This window comes from Pseudovibrio denitrificans JCM 12308, from assembly GCF_001310815.1.
GTDB lineage: Bacteria > Pseudomonadota > Alphaproteobacteria > Rhizobiales > Stappiaceae > Pseudovibrio > Pseudovibrio denitrificans.
Genome location: NZ_BAZK01000013.1, coordinates 88673 through 106243 on the forward strand (window position 1 = coordinate 88673; position 17571 = coordinate 106243).

At 50.7% G+C, this 17571-nt stretch carries 10 protein-coding genes and 2 pseudogenes; 5 read left to right on the top strand and 7 right to left on the bottom strand.

Going from position 1 to position 17571, the window contains the following annotated elements; all coding sequences use genetic code 11:
• Positions 1-12 precede the first annotated feature (12 nt).
• Entirely contained in the window at positions 13-2199 is a 2187-nt protein-coding gene (locus tag JCM12308_RS17790; protein WP_054784628.1) for a GGDEF/EAL domain-containing response regulator, read from the top strand.
• Positions 2196-4799, top strand: a complete 2604-nt coding sequence (locus JCM12308_RS17795; protein ID WP_054784629.1) for a hybrid sensor histidine kinase/response regulator — start codon at positions 2196-2198, stop codon at positions 4797-4799. The genes JCM12308_RS17790 and JCM12308_RS17795 overlap by 4 nt, the downstream gene beginning before the upstream one ends.
• A 9-nt stretch (positions 4800-4808) precedes the next feature.
• Here JCM12308_RS17795 and JCM12308_RS17800 read toward each other — a convergent pair whose 3' ends face one another.
• From JCM12308_RS17800 to JCM12308_RS33300, 6 genes and pseudogenes are all read right to left on the bottom strand, one after another.
• Positions 4809-5789, bottom strand: a complete 981-nt coding sequence (locus JCM12308_RS17800; RefSeq protein ID WP_054784630.1) for a crotonase/enoyl-CoA hydratase family protein — start codon at positions 5787-5789, stop codon at positions 4809-4811.
• Between the two features lie 897 nt (positions 5790-6686).
• Positions 6687-7376, bottom strand: coding sequence for a molybdopterin dinucleotide binding domain-containing protein (locus JCM12308_RS32800; RefSeq protein ID WP_306303352.1), 690 nt, complete (start codon positions 7374-7376; stop codon positions 6687-6689).
• A 164-nt stretch (positions 7377-7540) separates the two neighbouring features.
• Positions 7541-9157, bottom strand: a pseudogene (locus JCM12308_RS17805) (molybdopterin-dependent oxidoreductase); the annotation flags it as partial.
• A 31-nt stretch (positions 9158-9188) separates the two neighbouring features.
• Entirely contained in the window at positions 9189-9812 is a 624-nt protein-coding gene (locus JCM12308_RS17810; RefSeq protein WP_054784631.1) for a TorD/DmsD family molecular chaperone, read from the bottom strand.
• Positions 9813-9851: 39 nt separating this feature from the next.
• Positions 9852-10538 (bottom strand): NapC/NirT family cytochrome c, encoded by a 687-nt coding sequence (locus JCM12308_RS33295; RefSeq protein ID WP_506344898.1) that lies wholly within the window; start codon positions 10536-10538, stop codon positions 9852-9854.
• Positions 10524-11011: pseudogene (locus JCM12308_RS33300) on the bottom strand (NapC/NirT family cytochrome c); the annotation flags it as partial. The pseudogene JCM12308_RS33300 and the gene JCM12308_RS33295, both read right to left, overlap by 15 nt.
• 161 nt (positions 11012-11172) lie before the next feature.
• Between JCM12308_RS33300 and torT the strand changes: the two are divergent.
• Together torT and JCM12308_RS17825 are read left to right on the top strand one after the other, a co-directional pair.
• Complete coding sequence (torT, locus tag JCM12308_RS17820; protein ID WP_208978695.1) at positions 11173-12237, top strand: TMAO reductase system periplasmic protein TorT; 1065 nt, start codon at positions 11173-11175, stop codon at positions 12235-12237.
• An 8-nt stretch (positions 12238-12245) separates the two neighbouring features.
• A complete protein-coding gene (locus JCM12308_RS17825; protein ID WP_054784633.1) occupies positions 12246-12962 on the top strand; it encodes a response regulator in 717 nt (238 codons plus the stop codon).
• Here the strand turns inward: JCM12308_RS17825 and torS are convergent.
• A complete protein-coding gene (gene torS, locus JCM12308_RS17830) occupies positions 12929-15835 on the bottom strand; it encodes a TMAO reductase system sensor histidine kinase/response regulator TorS (protein ID WP_208608781.1) in 2907 nt (968 codons plus the stop codon). The genes JCM12308_RS17825 and torS overlap by 34 nt on opposite strands.
• A 175-nt stretch (positions 15836-16010) precedes the next feature.
• Here torS and JCM12308_RS17835 point away from each other — a divergent pair, with 175 nt between their 5' ends.
• Positions 16011-17534 (top strand): cryptochrome/photolyase family protein, encoded by a 1524-nt coding sequence (locus JCM12308_RS17835; RefSeq protein WP_054784634.1) that lies wholly within the window; start codon positions 16011-16013, stop codon positions 17532-17534.
• The last annotated feature ends 37 nt before the right edge of the window (positions 17535-17571 follow it).

Here is a 17571-nt window from a genome sequence, read left to right on the forward strand (position 1 = left end):
GGTGGTAGCTGCATGACAACAATCGTTATTGTCGATGACAGAGCAATTAATAGAAGTATCTTTGAGAAGCTTGCACTCGCCGTAGATGCATCTGTCAAAGTACAGTGTTTTGCCTCGCCGATTGATGCTCTCGAGTATATGGAGAGCAACGTCCCTGACTTGATCATTACCGATTACAGCATGCCAGAGATGGATGGGGCTGACCTGACGCAGAAGGTACGCGCGCTGGAGCATTGCAGTGATGTGCCGATTGTCGTCATTACGGTCTTCACAGACCGCTCGTTCCGCATCCGTGCTTTGGAAGCAGGTGCAACTGATTTCCTGCAGAGTCCGGTTGATCATAATGAGTTTGTAAGCCGAGCGCGAAATCTGCTTGCTCTGCGGGAAGAGCAAAATGCAGTTAAACGCCATGCACGGTTTCTTGAGCAAGAGCTGGTCAATGTAGAACAGCAGAGTAAGGAAGCGCTGCGAGATTCTCGTGAGCAGCTGGCGCAGGTTATCGATAGTGTTCCTGCAATGATCACAACAAGTACGCGGGATGGCCTTTGCGCTTTCTCCAATGCAGCATGGGCTCGGTTTCTGAACTCAACGACTGCTGAGCTTGTTGGTGAGGATACCTACGGGAAGTTCGATAAATTTACCCGAGAGCGGAATCGCCGTTTGGATCGCAAGGTGTTTATTACGGGCAGGGCGCTGCCACCTTACGAGATTGAGCAGCGTAACCACGCGGGTGACATCTTCCACTTCATCGTCACAAAAAGCCCTTTGCTCGATGTGGAAGGGAACACGACGCATGTAGTTACAACTGCGACCAACATTTCTGATCGCAAACGTGCTGAAGCTCATTTGCTGCATATCGCACACCATGATGCTCTGACCGGTCTACCAAACAGGACCATGCTTGGTGAGCGGATTGATGAAGAGATCTTCCAGTGCCGCAACAGCGGACGTAGCTTTGCGCTGCATTTCATCGATCTGGACCGCTTCAAATCTATCAATGATGCATTAGGCCACCGCACGGGTGATCGCTTGCTGGAGGTGCTTGCAGAGCGTTTGTTGCGCTGTGTAGATGGTTCTGACCTGGTCGCGCGACTGGGTGGTGATGAGTTTGCTATTCTTCAGACTGATTTGAAGAGCTCTGAGGAAGCCATGCGCTTTGCTCAGCATCTGGTGAGTGTGGTGGAAGAACCGTTCCACATCAGTGGTAAAGAGCTTCAAACCAGCGCCAGTGTTGGGATTACGAAATATCCGGAAGACGGCTTGAACAGTGAAGAACTGCTGCGCTGTGCGGATATGGCCATGTATCAATCCAAGGCTGATGGCGGGAACACGTTTCATCTGTTCTCAACCAAGATGGATCATCACGTCAAAGAGACTGTTGCGCTGGAAGCTGAACTGCGGAATGCGATTGAGCATGATCAGTTGGAGCTGTTCTATCAGCCGCAGATTGATTTACGAACCAATGAGATTGTTGGGGCCGAAGCTCTGCTGCGCTGGAACCGTCCTGACTATGGTGTGGTTGCGCCGAATGTTTTCCTTGGTACGGCTGAGGAAGTTGGCCTTATTTTGCCAATTGGAGAATGGGTGATTTTTGCTGCGTGTCAGCAGGCGAAAAAGTGGATGGATATGGGGCTTGAAACGCCGCGCATTGCTGTCAACATCTCGCCAACGCAGTTCCGCAAGCAGAATGTGCCGCAGCTTTTGAAGGATGCGCTGGTTTCCTGCAGCTTGCCAGCTGATAAGCTTGAAATTGAGATTACTGAAAACATCGTTTTGCATGGATCTGACGCCACGGTTCGTGATTTGCGTGAGATCCGTGAGATGGGGATTGCGATCTCCATTGATGACTTTGGAACTGGTTACTCGTCGCTTGCTTATCTGAGTAGGTATTCGGTTGACTGCCTAAAAATCGACCGTTGCTTCACGCGGGATATGATGACGGATCCGAACAACACCGTCATCATCAAAGCGATTGTTGGTTTGGGTAAGAGTCTCGACCTCTCCATCATTGCTGAAGGTGTCGAGACGCGCGAACAGGCGGAATACCTGAAGGATGCCGGTTGTGAGATGGCGCAGGGCTATCTGTTTGGCAAGCCTGTACCTGCTGAAGATTTTGCTCGTCTGTTGGAGGAGCAATCCTCGAACTTGCAAGGACATAGCCAGCAACGAGCTTTGGCAGGGGCGGAGTTTGAGCTATGAACGATAACAGAAAAGTAAAGCTGCAAATGCTTCCATTGGGCAAACTGAAAGAGCTGTACTCCCGCATCACTCAGCTGGGTGGTGGTGAAGGTGAGATGTCTCTGAACCGGTTTATGTTCACGCTTCTGATAACCCCGTATCTGGCATCGAACATCACCTTTGGCAGTGCCGAAAACTTCCAGACCAACGTTATCATGACTACCTTTGCGTTGGGCTCCGTGGCACTGCTAGCGCATTTGCTCTATTCGAAGCAAGTCAGCTCATTGCGGCGGGTGCTGGCGATTTTCCTGGATGTGGGAGCTGTTTCTGCAGGCCTTTACGCAGGTGGTGAGTATCTCTCCATTTTGTTCCCAATCTATCTTTGGGTGATCTTCGGCAATGGATTCCGGTTCGGACTGGATTATCTGGCGTTGGCGACGATCGCTTCTGTGAGTGGATTTGCGGTGGTGCTTACGACGCCATATTGGCAAGGGGAATTCATCCTTGGACTTGGCTTGCTGGGTTGTCTGGTCGTCGTGCCGCTATACGCCAGCAAACTCATACGCTCGATGACAGCTGCGCAGCAAGCAGCTGAGGCCGCGAATAAGGCAAAAACTCAGTTCCTGACTGCTGTGAGCCATGAGTTGCGTACGCCGCTTAATGCGATCATCGGTATGGGTGATCTAATTCAGGATACCAAGTTGGATCCCGAGCAGCGAGATATGGCTAAGACCATCCAGTACTCTGGCAGTTCATTGCTTTCCATGATCAACGGCATTCTTGACTTCAGCCGGATCGAAAGCGGACGCATGATCGTCAATCGGACTGTCTTTGACATGAACTCGATCCTGCGTGAAGTGACTCAGATTGTTCAAGGGCAAGCCCGCGGTAAAGGCCTGATTATTTCGCGCTACGTGGACAGTAAGTTGCCTCCGTTCCTGGTGGGTGATGCTCGTCATATCCGCGAAGTGCTGCTGAATATCGCTGGTAATGCGGTCAAGTTTACCGAAGAGGGCTCCGTTTCCATTAGTGCAACTTGCAAGGAAATGGATGGCGGTAAAGTCAGTTTGTTGCTGGAGGTGAAAGATACCGGCATTGGTATCTCTGAGGATGCTCAAGGTCGTATTTTTGAGCGCTTTACTCAGGCCGATGAAAGCATCGTTGATCGCTTTGGCGGTACTGGTCTTGGACTTTCCATTGTGCGTGAAGTTGTTCGCGCAATGGGTGGTGAAGTTAAGGTCACCAGCCAGCCAGGGCAGGGAAGTACGTTCACCATTGAGCTTGAAGTCGGTCGTGCTGTTGGTGATGAGACCGCACTCCTTGAAGTAACGGATGGTGCTGTTGCGATCGTCTCCAAACGCAAAGATCTGCGTGATGTATGCGCTGAGTCTCTTGTGGCGTGTGGTATTGAGCCTGAGTGCTTTGAAACAGTCGGTAGTGCCTTTAGTTCGTTGCGGCAGCAGACATCTACTGATGGCGGCAAGATTGTTCTGTTTGTTGGTGAAGATGTTTTGGCTGCGACCTCTGACAGCCTGCATTATGCGTTGAAGTCAACCGGACAGCATCACAACGTCAATCTTATTCCGATGTACTCTTCTGCTTCGGAAAAAGAGTGTGAGGATGTGTTCCAGCCGAGCATTGTATCTTCCATCAAAGTTCCTGTTACCACTCAGTCCGTCGCATGGGCGTTGAGAGCGGCTGGTGCTGAAGACGCTAAATCGGGCATGGAGCTGAAGGAAGAGCTTCAGGCCTACTTCAGCCGCTACATCGGGCTTAACATTCTTGTTGCTGAAGACAACAAAACCAACCAGCGTGTGATTGAGAAAATCCTACAGAAGGGCGGGCACACCTGCACACTCGTCAGCAATGGTGAGCTGGCGCTGGATGAGCTTGAAGAGAACTCTTACGATCTTGCGATCATGGACATCAATATGCCAGTTCTGAATGGTATTGAGACCATCAAGCTGCATCGTATTACAGAGCTCGGACAGGATCGCCTGCCTATCATTGCATTGACTGCAGATGCAAGCCGAGCTGCAGCCCGCAATGCCCAGGAGGCTGGTGCTGACGCTTGTGCAACGAAGCCAATTGAACCGCAAAAACTCCTGACATTGATTGATGATGTGATTGCTGAAAGCGGTGTTTATGAGAACATCACGCGGAGGCAAATCGCCAACAGTCAGGTGACTTCTATTGCGGAGCATCCGCGTTTCTCTTCTGAAGTGTCTTCAGGGATTGACTATGGAAGCCTATCTCAGCTGAGAACGCTCGGTGGTCTGGACTTTGTGATTGGGGTGATCGAGGATTATCTGAAAGACACCACGCAGCTGCATCGCGATATCAAAGCTGCTTATGAGGCTGGCGATACTGAGCTATTCCGTGCAAGTGCACATGCGCTGCGGTCTGCTTCAGTCAATCTTGGGGCAACTGAAGTTGCCAAACTGAGTGATGACATGGAGAACATGCCTCCACACCAGATGCATGCTCTGGGTGAAGACATGGTGCGAAAACTGTCCGGCAAGGTGAAGCGAGACCACGACAATCTTAGTCGCTACCTGCAGCAGCTCAAGCAGGAAGGGCATAACCCTGTCAACCGCTTGAGCACTTTGGATTTTTCTTAGAGCTAAACTCTAGAAAGCTTGTTTGCGAACAGATGGAGCGCCGAGACGGTCCTGAGCTTTTGTCAGGCGTTCCATCTTTTTCAGATCCTGATCGGACAAAGACAGAGCGGCATCTACCCAGATCTCAACCACGTCAATCAGCTCTTCATAGCTCACCGGTTGAACGGTGCGACCTGCGCGGTAGATAGCAGAATGCGCAGTGTGTTTGCGTGAGTTCTTGGTGATGTACTGCTGAACTGCAAACGGTGCCTGGCCTTCTTCAACCACTTCATGGACAATGCCCATTTCGTGAAGTTCTTCTGCTGAGTACAAGCGGCCGCTCATGAGCATCTTCTCAGCGATGCGACCATCTACCATGCGAGACAGGAAGCTATATGCACCCATACCCGGGAACAAGTTGAACAGGACTTCCGGCAGGCCGAACTTCGCCTGCTTTTCTGCGATGATAACGTCGCAGGAGAGGGCTGTTTCAAAGCCACCACCCAAAGCATCACCCTGGATCATGCCGATGGTGATGATTGGCAGATTGGAAGAGACGGCGTTGCGGTAAACAACGTCAATGCAATCAACCGCATATCTGTGAAGCTTCTCACGGTTCTTTTCGCGGATCAGCTGAATGAAGAGATTGAGATCTCCACCCAGATTGTAAACGCCCGGAATACGTGAAGCGACGACCTTAAAGTTGATCGGACATGGATCTGCTGGCTGATAGGTCTCGAAGAGGCGCTTCATCACAGCCTGAGACTGCGCCAGTTCACCCAATAGCTCTGGCGTGAAGCAAGGACGACCTTCGCTCTTCATGTAAAGCCAGAGTGCTTTGTTGGTTTCGTCAAACTCCAGATCAACCCAATTCAACTGTACCGATGCAAATTGCTGTGCAATTGAAACAGTTGAGACATCCATTGCTGGATGCGCATTGGACTTCAGGGATGGCTTCGTGGTTCCACTAAAGGAAGGAAAGTTGGATCTATGCCCCGTTAGATCAGACATCTCAGCCCCTACAAATTTTGGTCTACGCGTTTACAGTGGTTATGGCACACCCCAGATCAGTCTATTTTTTATTTCCGACTGTATTATGTGCAATCAAACATGGTAAATAATATATTAATGCTAATATGTATGTCGAGTAAAAAAGTTTCCACACTGCTTAGGTAAAGTAGTTACCTAGCGGCATTGTGGCTAAAATTTTAGCTTTATTGTTAACCATAAATATTAACTGTTAGATCAGCTGAAGTTATAGATATGATTACTTAAGAGCTGGAGTGAGGGTTACCAATAGGTAATGCGATGATAAGCTGAAGTTTGTAGTAAACAATTCAGTTGGAAGTAGAATTTGCTTAATGAGATGCAAGCATAAATAGTTATGGATTTCCGTAAAATTAAAGCGTTACTTAAATCTAAATATAAAACATAAAATGTGATCTGTTTACACATTGCTATGGGCTGAGAAAACTTACCTTCTGTTTTAGTTTTGCATGAGGCATAGAGATCTATTCTAAACTGCGCTTGAGTTTAAACTGGGAAACTGGATTTGGGTTGATTGCCTAAAGTGGTAAAAATTTTGCTGCTATATTAAAAATACTTTTTTATTACAGGTGCTTAATTGCATTTTATGTGTTTGATGCATGTTATGTCGTGGCTATTCTAAAGAGTTGCGATTTGTAAGATTAAAACTGTTCTTCTAAGGTTTTTTGCCTAAAAAATCGGCAATTTCATCTAGGTGGACTTTTCCCAAGCCCTTGGTTGAAATTTGGGTGTGAAGTGGGGGAAAACTGCTGAAACGTGCTGAGTTTGAGGTGATAACCAGCAAAAATGTATGATGAATCGATTTCGCGCAGGCAAGAAAAAGGCCGCTCTGGGGGTAAGTAGAGCGGCCTTAGATTTTAATTATGCACCTTTAGGAGCGTCAAATGCTGTTACGGTTGGTGCGTCTCCTTCCAGCTTAGCGATGTCTACAAGACAGGTGTTTGCGATGGTTGCCTGAGACAGTTTTGAGGCGCCTTTGTCGATGGTCAGAACGTTAGCGTGACCATACTTACAGCGGGAGCCGATCTTGCCTGGCTCTTCCGGATCGTACCAACCGCCTTCGCGCAGACGAATGACACCCTTACGCAGGTCTCCTGTTACGTATGCGCCCGCGAGTGTCTCACCGCGTTCGTTGAAGACACGAACCACATCACCGGTTTTAATACCGCGTGAAGATGCATCTTCCTCAGAGATCCAAACTGGCTCGCGACCTGCGATCGTGTAGTTGTCGCGGGTGGAGATGTTGTTGGTTTGTGAGTGGATGCGTTCAACTGGGTGTGGTGAAAGCATGTGCAGTGGATACTGTTTGGCTTTCTCAGAACCAAGCCATTCAGCTGGCTCGATCCAGGTTGCGTGACCTTTACAGTCGTCGTAGCCCATATCTGCAACAGTCTTGGAGTAGATCTCGATGAGACCAGATGGTGTGCCCAATGGTTCAAGGAGAGGATCTTCGCGGAACTCGCCGTGACGGGTGTACTGTATTGCTTCATCTGTTGTTGGGAACTCGACATAACTTGTCGGGTTGGACCAGAACTCATCGAAGTCAGGCATTTCAAGGTTCTTGCTTTGCCCTGGGCCAGCGCTTTGCCATAAAGTTCGCGTAGCCAGTCTTCTTCAGATTTACCTTCGAGGTATTTGTCACCAAAGCCAAGCTTGTCTGCGATGCCTTGATAAATGTCGAGATCGTTCTTGGATTCAAACTGAGGCTCAACGACCTGGTGCATTGGGAAGAGGTACTTACCGGAAGCGCCGCCACCCATTTCCATGTCGTTGCGTTCAAATGCAGTGGTTGCAGGCAGAACGATATCAGCGAACTTAGCGGATGCAGTCCAGAAGATGTCCTGAACGATGATGGTTTCAGGGCGCTGCCATGCTTTGAGCATGCGGTTGCGGTCTTGCTGGTGGCTGAGCGGGTTGCCGCCGGTCCAGTAGATCAGCTTGAACTCAGGATAGGTGTACTTGCGGCCATTGTGGTCGATGGTCTCGCCCGGGTTGAGGAGGGCATCAGTAATGCGTGCCACTGGCATTGCAGGAGGCATGTTTTCTGGCGCTTTGCCACCAGAGAGGCCCGGGACGATCGCGTTGTTTGCGGATGGTACGCCCGCACATTCGTAGTGCCATGAGTAGCCGAAACCACCGCCCGGCTTGCCGATCTGGCCAAGCATTGCTGCGAGGGTGACCATCATCCAGTGCGGTTGCTCGCCGTGGTCAGCACGCTGCATGGACCAGCCGCCCATGATCATGGTTGTGCCATTTGCCATCTGAGCTGCGATATCGCGGATATCGCTTGCAGGTAACTCGGAGAGTTCAGAGGCCCATTCAGGTGTTTTCTCAATGCCGTCTGTTTCGCCGAGCACGTAGGCTTTAAGTTCTTCATAGCCAACGGTGAATTCTGAGAGGAAGTCCTCGTCTACTTTCTCTGTTTTGATCAGCTCATGAGCGATTGCCATCATGGTTGCTGTGTCAGAACCCGGACGCGGTGCATACCACTTCGCGTTCAGGTGCTTTGCGGATTCAGTCATCAATGGATCGATTGAGATGACGTTCTTGCCAGCATCGCGAAGCTGATCCAGATATGTGAAGCCTTTGTGATCTGGAATGACCCAACCCATGTTGAGGGTTTCCTGCGGGTTACAGCCCCAAAGGATGATGTTGTCTGTGTGCTCCAGAACTGTCTCGTAACTAGACATCTGAGCGTACACTTCCGGATTACCCATGATGTGGGTCATGATGACCTGAGCTGCACCTGTAGAGTAGTCGCCCACGCCTTTTGTGTAGCCACCGTTCATGTTGAGAAGACGATAGAGGCCTGCGCGGCAATTGTGGAAGCGACCAACACTCTTCCAGCCCGGAGAACCGCCATAAATTGCAGCAGGGCCGAAGGTGTCACGTACGCGGTTCAGTTCTTTTGCGACCAGTTCGAAGGCCTGATCCCATGTTACGCGTACGAACTCGCCTTTACCGCGGTCTTCCGTGTTGGCCTGAGGACCGTTTTCAAGGAACCCACGGCGAACCATTGGGTACTTGATGCGACTTGGGGAATACACAAGCTCAGGAGTGTTGGCAATGTTTGAAGTTGGACGAATGTCGTGTTCGAAAGGTTTTGCTTCCACAAAGCGACCATCCTTTACAACAGCGCGGAACAGCCCCCAGTGCGCGCCGTTGAGAACTTCCTTGGTTCCAGCTGCTGCAGCATGAGCAACCTTCATCAAAAGTGGTGAGCCCATGAATGCAATGGCAGAGGTGCTGAGCAGCGTGGACAGAAAACGTCTACGTGTCATCCCTTTGGTTGGGCTTGTGTTTTCGGTGATCGTGTTATTTTGAGTAGACATGATGTCCCTCCAATTTCCCAGTTTTATGTGTTTAGTGCAGGGTGCTAAGGTCGCGCTCAATCAGAGCGCGGAGTAAGTTGGCGCAAGCAAGATAAAAGCCATCTTTGTCGTAGGATGAGCAGTCCTCGCTGAAACCTTGCGAGAAAGTTTTCAGGTGCGTTTGCAGGAAGGCTTTCAGTTCAGCCTGCTGTGTTGGTTGCAACGCCAGTTCGGAGCAGAAGCTCAGCATGGCTGCGATGTGGTCAGCAGGCTCGGAGAAGTTTTGATGGGGAGCCAGCTGGTGCTTGCGATAGGTTGTTTCTATTTCTGCAACACAGGCATGGCTGAGAGAGGTTTTCTCGGTTGCGTAGTAAGAAGCGTACGGTGGGGCGGATTTGCGACCACCAGCACCGAGGAACAGGCTTGAGAAGATGACGCGCAGATCCATGATTGCAGAGGCATCGTGACTGCGTTGATCCAGATTGAACTTCAACAGATCAACAGCATCCTTCAAGTCAGCTTCGCACTGAAGATCATCCAATAACTGGCGGAGTTCTCCAGAGGTTGCTGACTGCAGGAAGGTGGCATTCACTTCTGTTCCGAAAACACCTGCAAGGAAGCGATAGGTTGCGGCTCTTGAGAGGTTTTCTGTGGTGATGTCCGTTAGATCATACATGGCTTATTCCTTAGACAGAGACGGGTGTGGCGGAGCGGCCTAGTGTTGGCCTTTGCCGCCCGTGTCCTGTGCGTTGAGCTGCAGGTATTTTTGAAGAAGGCGCTGTTCGTCTTTGCTAAGTGCGGTGTAGCGCACCATTGATTTCAGAACGCCGATCCACTGGTTTGCCAGGAAGTGGCTCGGTGATGGTGCGTTGTGACAAACTGAGCAGGAGTTCTCGTAAAGCTCACCGGAGTAAGACCAGAGGGCATCTGCGTCCGAGATCATGTCTTTCTTGTCCATGAAGCCGGTGAAGCTGACTTCAGTCCAATCCTGACCTGTGCTTTCGAGAGTGATGGTCTCACCGCGCTTAACCATTGGCACTGCTGTTTTACCGAGGGCTGTGTTGAAGATGCGCTGGCCCTTCATTGCATAGATGATTTTCTCTGCACCCTTCTGGCTCCAGCCGCTCACTTTCACTTTGACACGCTCACCACTTGCATCGACAGGTTCAACTGTGGTGGCAGGGAGGACGCGACCTGCTGCTTTGCTGTCATCCTCGTTGAGGTAGATGTTTGCTGTTGCCAGAGTGGTGAGATGATCTGCGTTGTAGCTGACAGTTCTGGACTGTTCTTTCAACATCTCGAATGCTTGCTTGGAAGCTGCTGAAAGGTCAGGCAGTTTGTGGGCGATGCCTTTGTGACAATCGATGCAGGTGCTGCCTTCTTTGATGGCTTTCGGGTGCATCTTTTGTGCTTTTTCGCGCTGGCCATCGATCTTCATCGTATCGAAGGCATGGCAGTTGCGGCACTCGCGGGAGTCCGTTTCCTTCATGGCATGCCAAACGTTTTTGGCAAGGCGCAGACGATTGGCTTCAAACTTCTCTGGTGTGTCGATCGAAGGGTCGATGAACTTATGATAGAGCTCGTTCGTTGCCTGAATTTTGCGGATGACTTTGGGCCCCACTCACGTGGAACGTGGCAGTCCGGGCATTCTGCTCTTACGCCTGAGTTGTTCTGGTAGTGAACTGAGGTTTTGTATTCTTCGTATACCGGCTGCATCTCGTGGCAGGAGACACAGAACTCCAGATTGTTGGTGACTTCCATCGCTGTGTTGAAGCCGCCCCAGAAGATGATGCCTCCGATACCGCCTATGATAATAAGAACCGCGAGAGGAAGTGGACTTGCGGTCCACATACGTTGCCAGAGCTTTTTAATCATTTTTATTGTTCCTGAGTGCCCTACAGGAAAATGTGATCCTGCTGTCGGATTGGTCGCATTCCCAGCGACTGATTTATCTCTATGGTAGCGGGCGGATATGAACTGGGTTCTGGCTTGCTATGAACAGACCGAAAGAAATTGTAAGAATTTGTAAGATCCTGATGGCGGCTCTTGTTGGGGTGTTTCTAACGGGGTATGCGCATGCAGAAACTTGGTCTGCAGTGACATGGGAGAAGCTGCTGGATTTCACTTCACCGCGGAAAAACGTTTCTTATGAGCCGCTTAAGCAGGCTGAAAAGGCCTGGAGTATCTGTGCTCTCTATCCGCATCTGAAGGATTCTTACTGGCTTAGTGTCAATTACGGGATGGTCAAACAAGCCAAGAAACTGAACATCAATCTGCGTGTTTATGAGGCTGGTGGCTATTATCAGCTGGAGCAGCAGCGGAAGCAGTTGCAAGCCTGCGCAGACAGCAAACCGGATGCAATTCTGCTGGGCACGGTTTCCTTTGAAGGACATCATGATCTGTTGGAGGAGATTGCAAAGGACACGCCGGTTATTGCGCTGGTAAACAATATCCGCAGTGACTTCATTGCGGCTGCTACTGGTGTTGATTGGGATGAAATGGGGCGCCGAACAGCACAAGTGATTACAAAGAGGCATCCTGCTGGAACAACTTCGGTAAACGTGAGTTGGTTTCCCGGAGCTGGTAAGCCGGGTATCTCTTCAACCAAGTTGAGTGCCTTCAAGTCAGAGCTGACAAAGTCTTCTGCCAATCTGTTGAACACACGCTACGGAGATACCGGCAAACTGATCCAGCTTTCGCTGATAGAAGAAGAGTTGGAAGGTGGAACTGCTCCGGATTATCTGATTGGAACTGGTGTTTCGGCAGAAGCGGCAATTGGCGCACTTAAAGTTCGTGGGCTTTCGGAGGATATTGAGGTTGTTTCCGGTTATCTGACCCATGGCGTGTTTCGTGGCATCAAGCGCGGCAAAATCATTGCTTCGCCCACTGATCAGCCAGTCATGCAGGGCATGATGGCCATCGATCAGAGCATTCGTCTTTTGGAAGGAAAGTCATATCTCAAGCACTATGCGCCAGAGATTTTGATGGTGACGAAAGACAGCATTTCTGAAATCGATTTGGAATGTGCGTTGTCTCCGGCGTCTTTCAGTCCGACTTACACGGTGGAGGCGCAACGCAATGCAGAAACTAAGAGCAACTAGGTGGTCCGTTGAATACTCGCAAAACCCGCATACTCGTTGTTGAAGACGAAGCGATCTCTCGCAAGAAGCTGGTTGCCTATCTGCAAACCGAAGGTTTTGATGTGCTGGAGGCTGCTGATGCAGGCCAGATGCATCAAGCGCTAGAAGAGTTTACGATTGATCTGGTGCTGCTGGATATCAATCTACCGGATGATGATGGGATCAATCTGGCAAGAGCATTACGCGCGCAATCTGATATCGGGATTATTCTGGTTACTGGCCGGACAGATGAGATTGACCGGATTATTGGGATTGAAGTGGGGGCGGATGATTACATCACAAAACCCTATAACCCCAGAGAGTTGCTGGCGCGGGTGAAAGCTCTTTTACGTCGATCCGGGCAGGTGCAACCTTCTAAGGATGAAGCTCATGCGCATCGGTTTGGCCGTTGGACGTTGAACCTGATGAAGCGGGAATTAATTGCTGAAGGTGAGGAAGGTGTTGCTCTAACGCGCGGAGAGTTTCAGCTGCTCAACACCTTTACATCCAAGCCGGGTACTGTTTTGAGCAGAGATTATCTGATGGATCATATCAGCCATCGCAGTTGGTCTCCCAATGACCGCTCGATTGATGTGTTGGTCGGGCGGCTTCGCAAGATCCTTGAGGACAATCCGCGCAAACCAACCATGATCCTAACGTCTCACGGAGAGGGTTATATCTTCGCTGAGAGTGTTGAGGCTTCGTAGTCCGTAAGAGCGTTTATGGCTCTCTCTAGAGCATCACGCAGCCCCTCGGGAGGGAGCTTTGCTGCTTCAACATTAGCAGATAACTCTCGCAGTTCCTGAAGACCTAAGCTGGCGGCTGCGCTCTTTAAGGCGTGCGCTGCTTTCTTTTGCTGCTCAGATGTTTGAGCGGAAAGTACGTTGCTCAGCAACTGTTTGGATTCCACTTCAAAGAGCTCAATGATTTCTGCCAGAGCAGCTTCTCCAAGCATTTCGACATCCTGATCAAGTGTTTCTAGATCAAGCACTTGAGTGTGGTTTGTCGCTACTTGGGAAGATGCGCATTGTTGGGCGGTGGCTTTGCCATCTTTCTGTAAGACAGAGCGCAAAATCTGGTGAAGCTCTGCTTGTTCAAATGGCTTGGCGAGGAAACCATCCATGCCTGCTTCTTTGCATTTGTCTGCGTCCACTCCAATGACGTGAGCGGTGGTTGCAATGATTGGAGTGCTCGCAAGTGCCGTATCTGCAAGCTTGCGGATTTGTTGTGTGGCTTCAAGGCCATCCATCTCAGGCATACTAACGTCCATCAGCACTAAGTCAGGTCGTTCACGTTGCAGCTGGTCGAGAGCTTCCAATCCGTTATGGGCTTCGAATACGGACATACCCAGTTTGATCAACATGCTGCGGAGGATGAAGCGGTTGGTTTCAATGTCTTCGGCAATCAGAATTTTTGCAGCGGGAAGGGCTTCCTGCTCTGAAACTATTGGGCTTTCTGCTTTGTACTCGCAGGTTTCCATCGGGAGCGTGAAGGTGAATGTGCTGCCTATGTGAAGTTCACTCTCGACTGAAACTGTTCCTTGCATTCCCTTTATCAACTTGTCGCAGATTGCCAGACCAAGGCCGGTTCCGCCATATCGGCGGCTGGTTGAATCTTCGGCTTGTGAGAACGCGTCGAACAGAGAGGAAATCTTGTCTTTTGGAATGCCGATGCCACTATCTATCACTGAGAACTTCAGTTCTGATTGCGTTGAGTTTGCAGTGACTTGCAGTTGGATACCACCGACTTCCGTGAACTTGATTGCATTGCTGAGGAGGTTGGAGAGCACCTGATAGAGACGCGCCGGATCGCCGAGGCTGCCATCAGGTACATTGCCTGCCACATGATAGGTGAGGCTCAGGTCTTTCTCCTGTGCCAGCGGCGTGAACAGGGTGATCAGACGCTCGATGATTGTGTGTACGGAGAACGGGATTTGCTCGAAGGTGAGTTGGCCTGCTTCGATCTTTGAGTAATCCAGTATGTCATTGAGAATGCAGAGAAGTACGTTGCCAGACTCCGCAATCGTGCTTGTCAATCGTTGTTGCTCGGTGTTGAGCTGAGTGTCTTTCAGGAGTGAGGTAGTGCCCAGAATACCGTTCATTGGTGTTCTGATTTCATGGCTCATAGTGGCGAGGAAGGTGGACTTGGCACGGTTGGCTTCCTCAGCTTGTTTACGTGCTTTTTCCAGTCGAACAGCTTCTTCTTCGAGCTGCTGGTTGACCTCCACCAGCTTTTCTGTGCGGTCTTCAACGAGTTGCTCCAGTTCATTCTGATAGCGCTGAAGCTCTTGATTTACCTTCACTTGTTGCTCTTCGAGCTGCCCTCGCACAACAGCAGTCTGGCGGAACACCTCAAGGGTTTTAGCCATGGTGTGCAGCTCATCGGAACCGTAGTCGTTTATGGTAGAAGACAAATTACCGGAAGCCAGAGTTGCCATGCCTTCGTGGAGGCGGGAGAGGCGTTTGAGTAGATTGCCTTGAACATAGAAGTACACAACTGCGAATGTGACGAGCAAAGAGATTGCAGCCAGTGCAACAAGCGTGATCTGGCCAGCTGTGATTGCGAGGCCGGAGTCTGTGATGGCTTGGTTGATCCAGTCCTGTGAGGAAGACGTAATGCGCTCTACGGCTGCTGTCAGCTCGGTACTGTGCTTCGCAGCTTCCTTTGTAAGTGCTTCAACTTGCTTGTCTAATCGCACCAGTTGCTCGCGAAGTGAAAAGACATCGGCACCAGATGAACCAGTGGTTTCGACCTGTAGCTCCTGAAGAAGCAGCGTTGCCTCTGACTGTCTTCCGGGATCGCTTGCGAAGCGGAGGCGACGTTCGATGATCCGCCAGGACTGTGCGAAGTCTTGCTTGAGTTGACTGATTTTCGCGATGTCCAACTCACGGGCAACGGTGTTGAGCTTATGTGTGAGCAGAATGGAGAGCAGACGGAGCTCTGTCATACGCTCCAACTGGTCCAAATTGTCTTCTGCAATGCCATCCAAAGCGGCCAGAAGTTGTTCTTCTTCCTGGGTTTCTTCCACCAAGTCATAGGTGCGAACGATCGCCGCCATGGAGCGGGTGTAGGCGTTCTCGACCAGTGTTCGGGAGATTTGCGTTAATCTGTCAGAAGTTGTGAGCGCTTTTGTAAAAGATCCGTTGAAATGTGCTGAAACACGCACGCGCTCGGCCATCAGCACCTCTTGCTTCATGGTCACATCGAACAGTGCATTGGCTGCGATATTCACCTCATTAAGCTGTGGGCCGAGTATCTCGCGCTGGGTGAGGTGGGTGATTTTATCCTGAATGCTGGATTGAGCCTGAGAGAGGCGTCGGCTTTGCTGGGCGAGCTCTTCCAGATTTTGAACGCGGGCGAGAGAGGGTAGGGAGGAGACGACGGCTTTGCTGGTTTCGCTGATCTCCTGTGCCAGGAGGAGGTTGGGAAGGGCTTCCTGCGTGATGCGGTCATTGGCGTCTTCCACTGCACTGAAGCCGAGCCAGCCGGTGCTGGCGGAAAGCAGCATACATAAAACGATAGCGCCAAACGCCAATAAAAGCCGCCCTCTGATGCCCATCGTGATCATCGTGTCATCCACCTGTTCCTCATCATTCCTGACTATCTGCGAGGAGGGGATAAGGGCAACTCTCTACATAGCCGCAAGACAACATGTCTCAGGGGGAGAGCTTGTCCCAATACTCGGGTATGGTCTCCTTATGCCTTGCGCCCTACCTTTTTGGAAATCAATGAGTTCCTTTGAAGGGAGGCGAGAGATGAGGGTGCGGTTGGTGTTGGGGGATCAGCTGAGTTTGTCGCTTTCCAGTCTGCGGGATGCGGAACCGGGTGTCGATGTGATTTTGATGGCGGAGGTGCGTGAGGAGGCGACGTATGTTCGGCATCACAAGAAGAAGATTGCGTTTCTGTTTTCGGCCATGCGGCACTTTGCGGAGGAGCTGAAATCACTCGGGCACCGCGTTGTTTACAGGCGGTACGACTGCGCTGAGAACACGGGCAGTTTGTTTGGGGAAGTTCTTCGACTGATGAAAGAAGAAGCTGTCTCCGATGTCATTGTGACTAAGCCGGGAGAATACCGGCTGCTGCATGACATGGAGAGTTGGCAGGAGCGGCTGGGTGTTCCGGTGGAGCTGCGAGAAGATGACAGATTCCTTTGCAGCTCAGATGAGTTTCAGCGCTGGGCCTCTGGTCGCAAGAGTTTGCGGCTGGAGTACTTTTACCGGGATATGCGCCGCCAGCATGCGGTTTTGATGGATGGTGACAAGCCGTTGGGAGGGCAGTGGAACTTTGATCATGACAATCGCAAGAGTGCTCCAGAGGCGTTAGAGGTGCCAGAACCCTTTGCGGCTGAACCTGATGAAATCACGAAAGAGGTGTTGGCGCTGGTGGGTGAGGCGTTTCCGGATCATTTCGGAGACCTGCTGCCCTTCTATTTTGCGGTTACACGTGAAGATGCGCTGAAGGTGCTGGATCAGTTTGTTGCGGAGCGACTTGGTAAGTTTGGAGATTATCAGGATGCGATGGTTCAGGGGGAGCCCTGGATGTTTCACAGTCACATTAGCTTCTATCTCAATTGCGGCTTGTTGCTGCCGATGGAGTGTGTGAGGGCAGCGGAACGTGCTTACTTTGAAGGGCGAGCACCGTTGAACTCCGTTGAGGGGTTCATTCGCCAGATTGTCGGCTGGCGTGAGTTTGTCCGGGGGATCTACTGGCTCAATATGCCTGAGTATGCAGAGTTGAACTACTTTGATGCTTCGCGAAAGCTGCCAGAGTTTTACTGGAGCGGTGAGACGCAGATGAACTGTCTGCGCCAGTGTATTTTAGAGACCAAATCCAATGCCTATGCGCATCACATCCAGCGTTTGATGGTGATTGGGAACTTCTCGCTGCTTGCTGGATTAGCGCCAAAGCAAGTGAGTGAATGGTATCTTGCTGTTTATGCAGATGCTTATGAGTGGGTGGAGTTGCCCAATGTGAGCGGTATGATCCTGTTTGCAGATGGTGGCATTTTTGCCTCCAAACCCTATGCAGCGAGCGGTGCTTATATCAACCGCATGTCCAATTACTGCCAGCATTGTTCTTATTCCGTTTCTGCCAAGACCGGGGAGAAGGCTTGTCCCTTCAATTATCTTTACTGGAATTTTCTGGAGAAGAACCAGGAGAAGCTGCGAGGAAATCCGCGAGTTTCGATGATCTATCGCAGCTGGGATAAGATGAGCGACGTGAAGAAAGACCAGATTAAGCAGGATAGCCAACGGTTCTTTGCTGAGCTGGATGCTTAGCAGGCGTGATCTGAAAACTGTTGTGCAGCGTAAGAGC

What these genes read in the sequence shown, in the direction of transcription:
- JCM12308_RS17790 (WP_054784628.1), top strand. Translation starts at nt 13, where the DNA reads ATGACAACAATCGTTATTGTCGATGACAGAGCAATTAATAGAAGTATC.
- JCM12308_RS33295 (WP_506344898.1), bottom strand. Translation starts at nt 10,538, where the DNA reads ATGCACCCGAAAGCCATCAAAGAAGGCAGCACCTGCATCGATTGTCAC.
- JCM12308_RS17835 (WP_054784634.1), top strand. Translation starts at nt 16,011, where the DNA reads ATGAGGGTGCGGTTGGTGTTGGGGGATCAGCTGAGTTTGTCGCTTTCC.
- JCM12308_RS17810 (WP_054784631.1), bottom strand. Translation starts at nt 9,812, where the DNA reads ATGTATGATCTAACGGACATCACCACAGAAAACCTCTCAAGAGCCGCA.
- JCM12308_RS32800 (WP_306303352.1), bottom strand. Translation starts at nt 7,376, where the DNA reads ATGCCTGACTTCGATGAGTTCTGGTCCAACCCGACAAGTTATGTCGAG.
- JCM12308_RS17800 (WP_054784630.1), bottom strand. Translation starts at nt 5,789, where the DNA reads ATGTCTGATCTAACGGGGCATAGATCCAACTTTCCTTCCTTTAGTGGA.
- JCM12308_RS17795 (WP_054784629.1), top strand. Translation starts at nt 2,196, where the DNA reads ATGAACGATAACAGAAAAGTAAAGCTGCAAATGCTTCCATTGGGCAAA.
- torT (WP_208978695.1), top strand. Translation starts at nt 11,173, where the DNA reads ATGGCGGCTCTTGTTGGGGTGTTTCTAACGGGGTATGCGCATGCAGAA.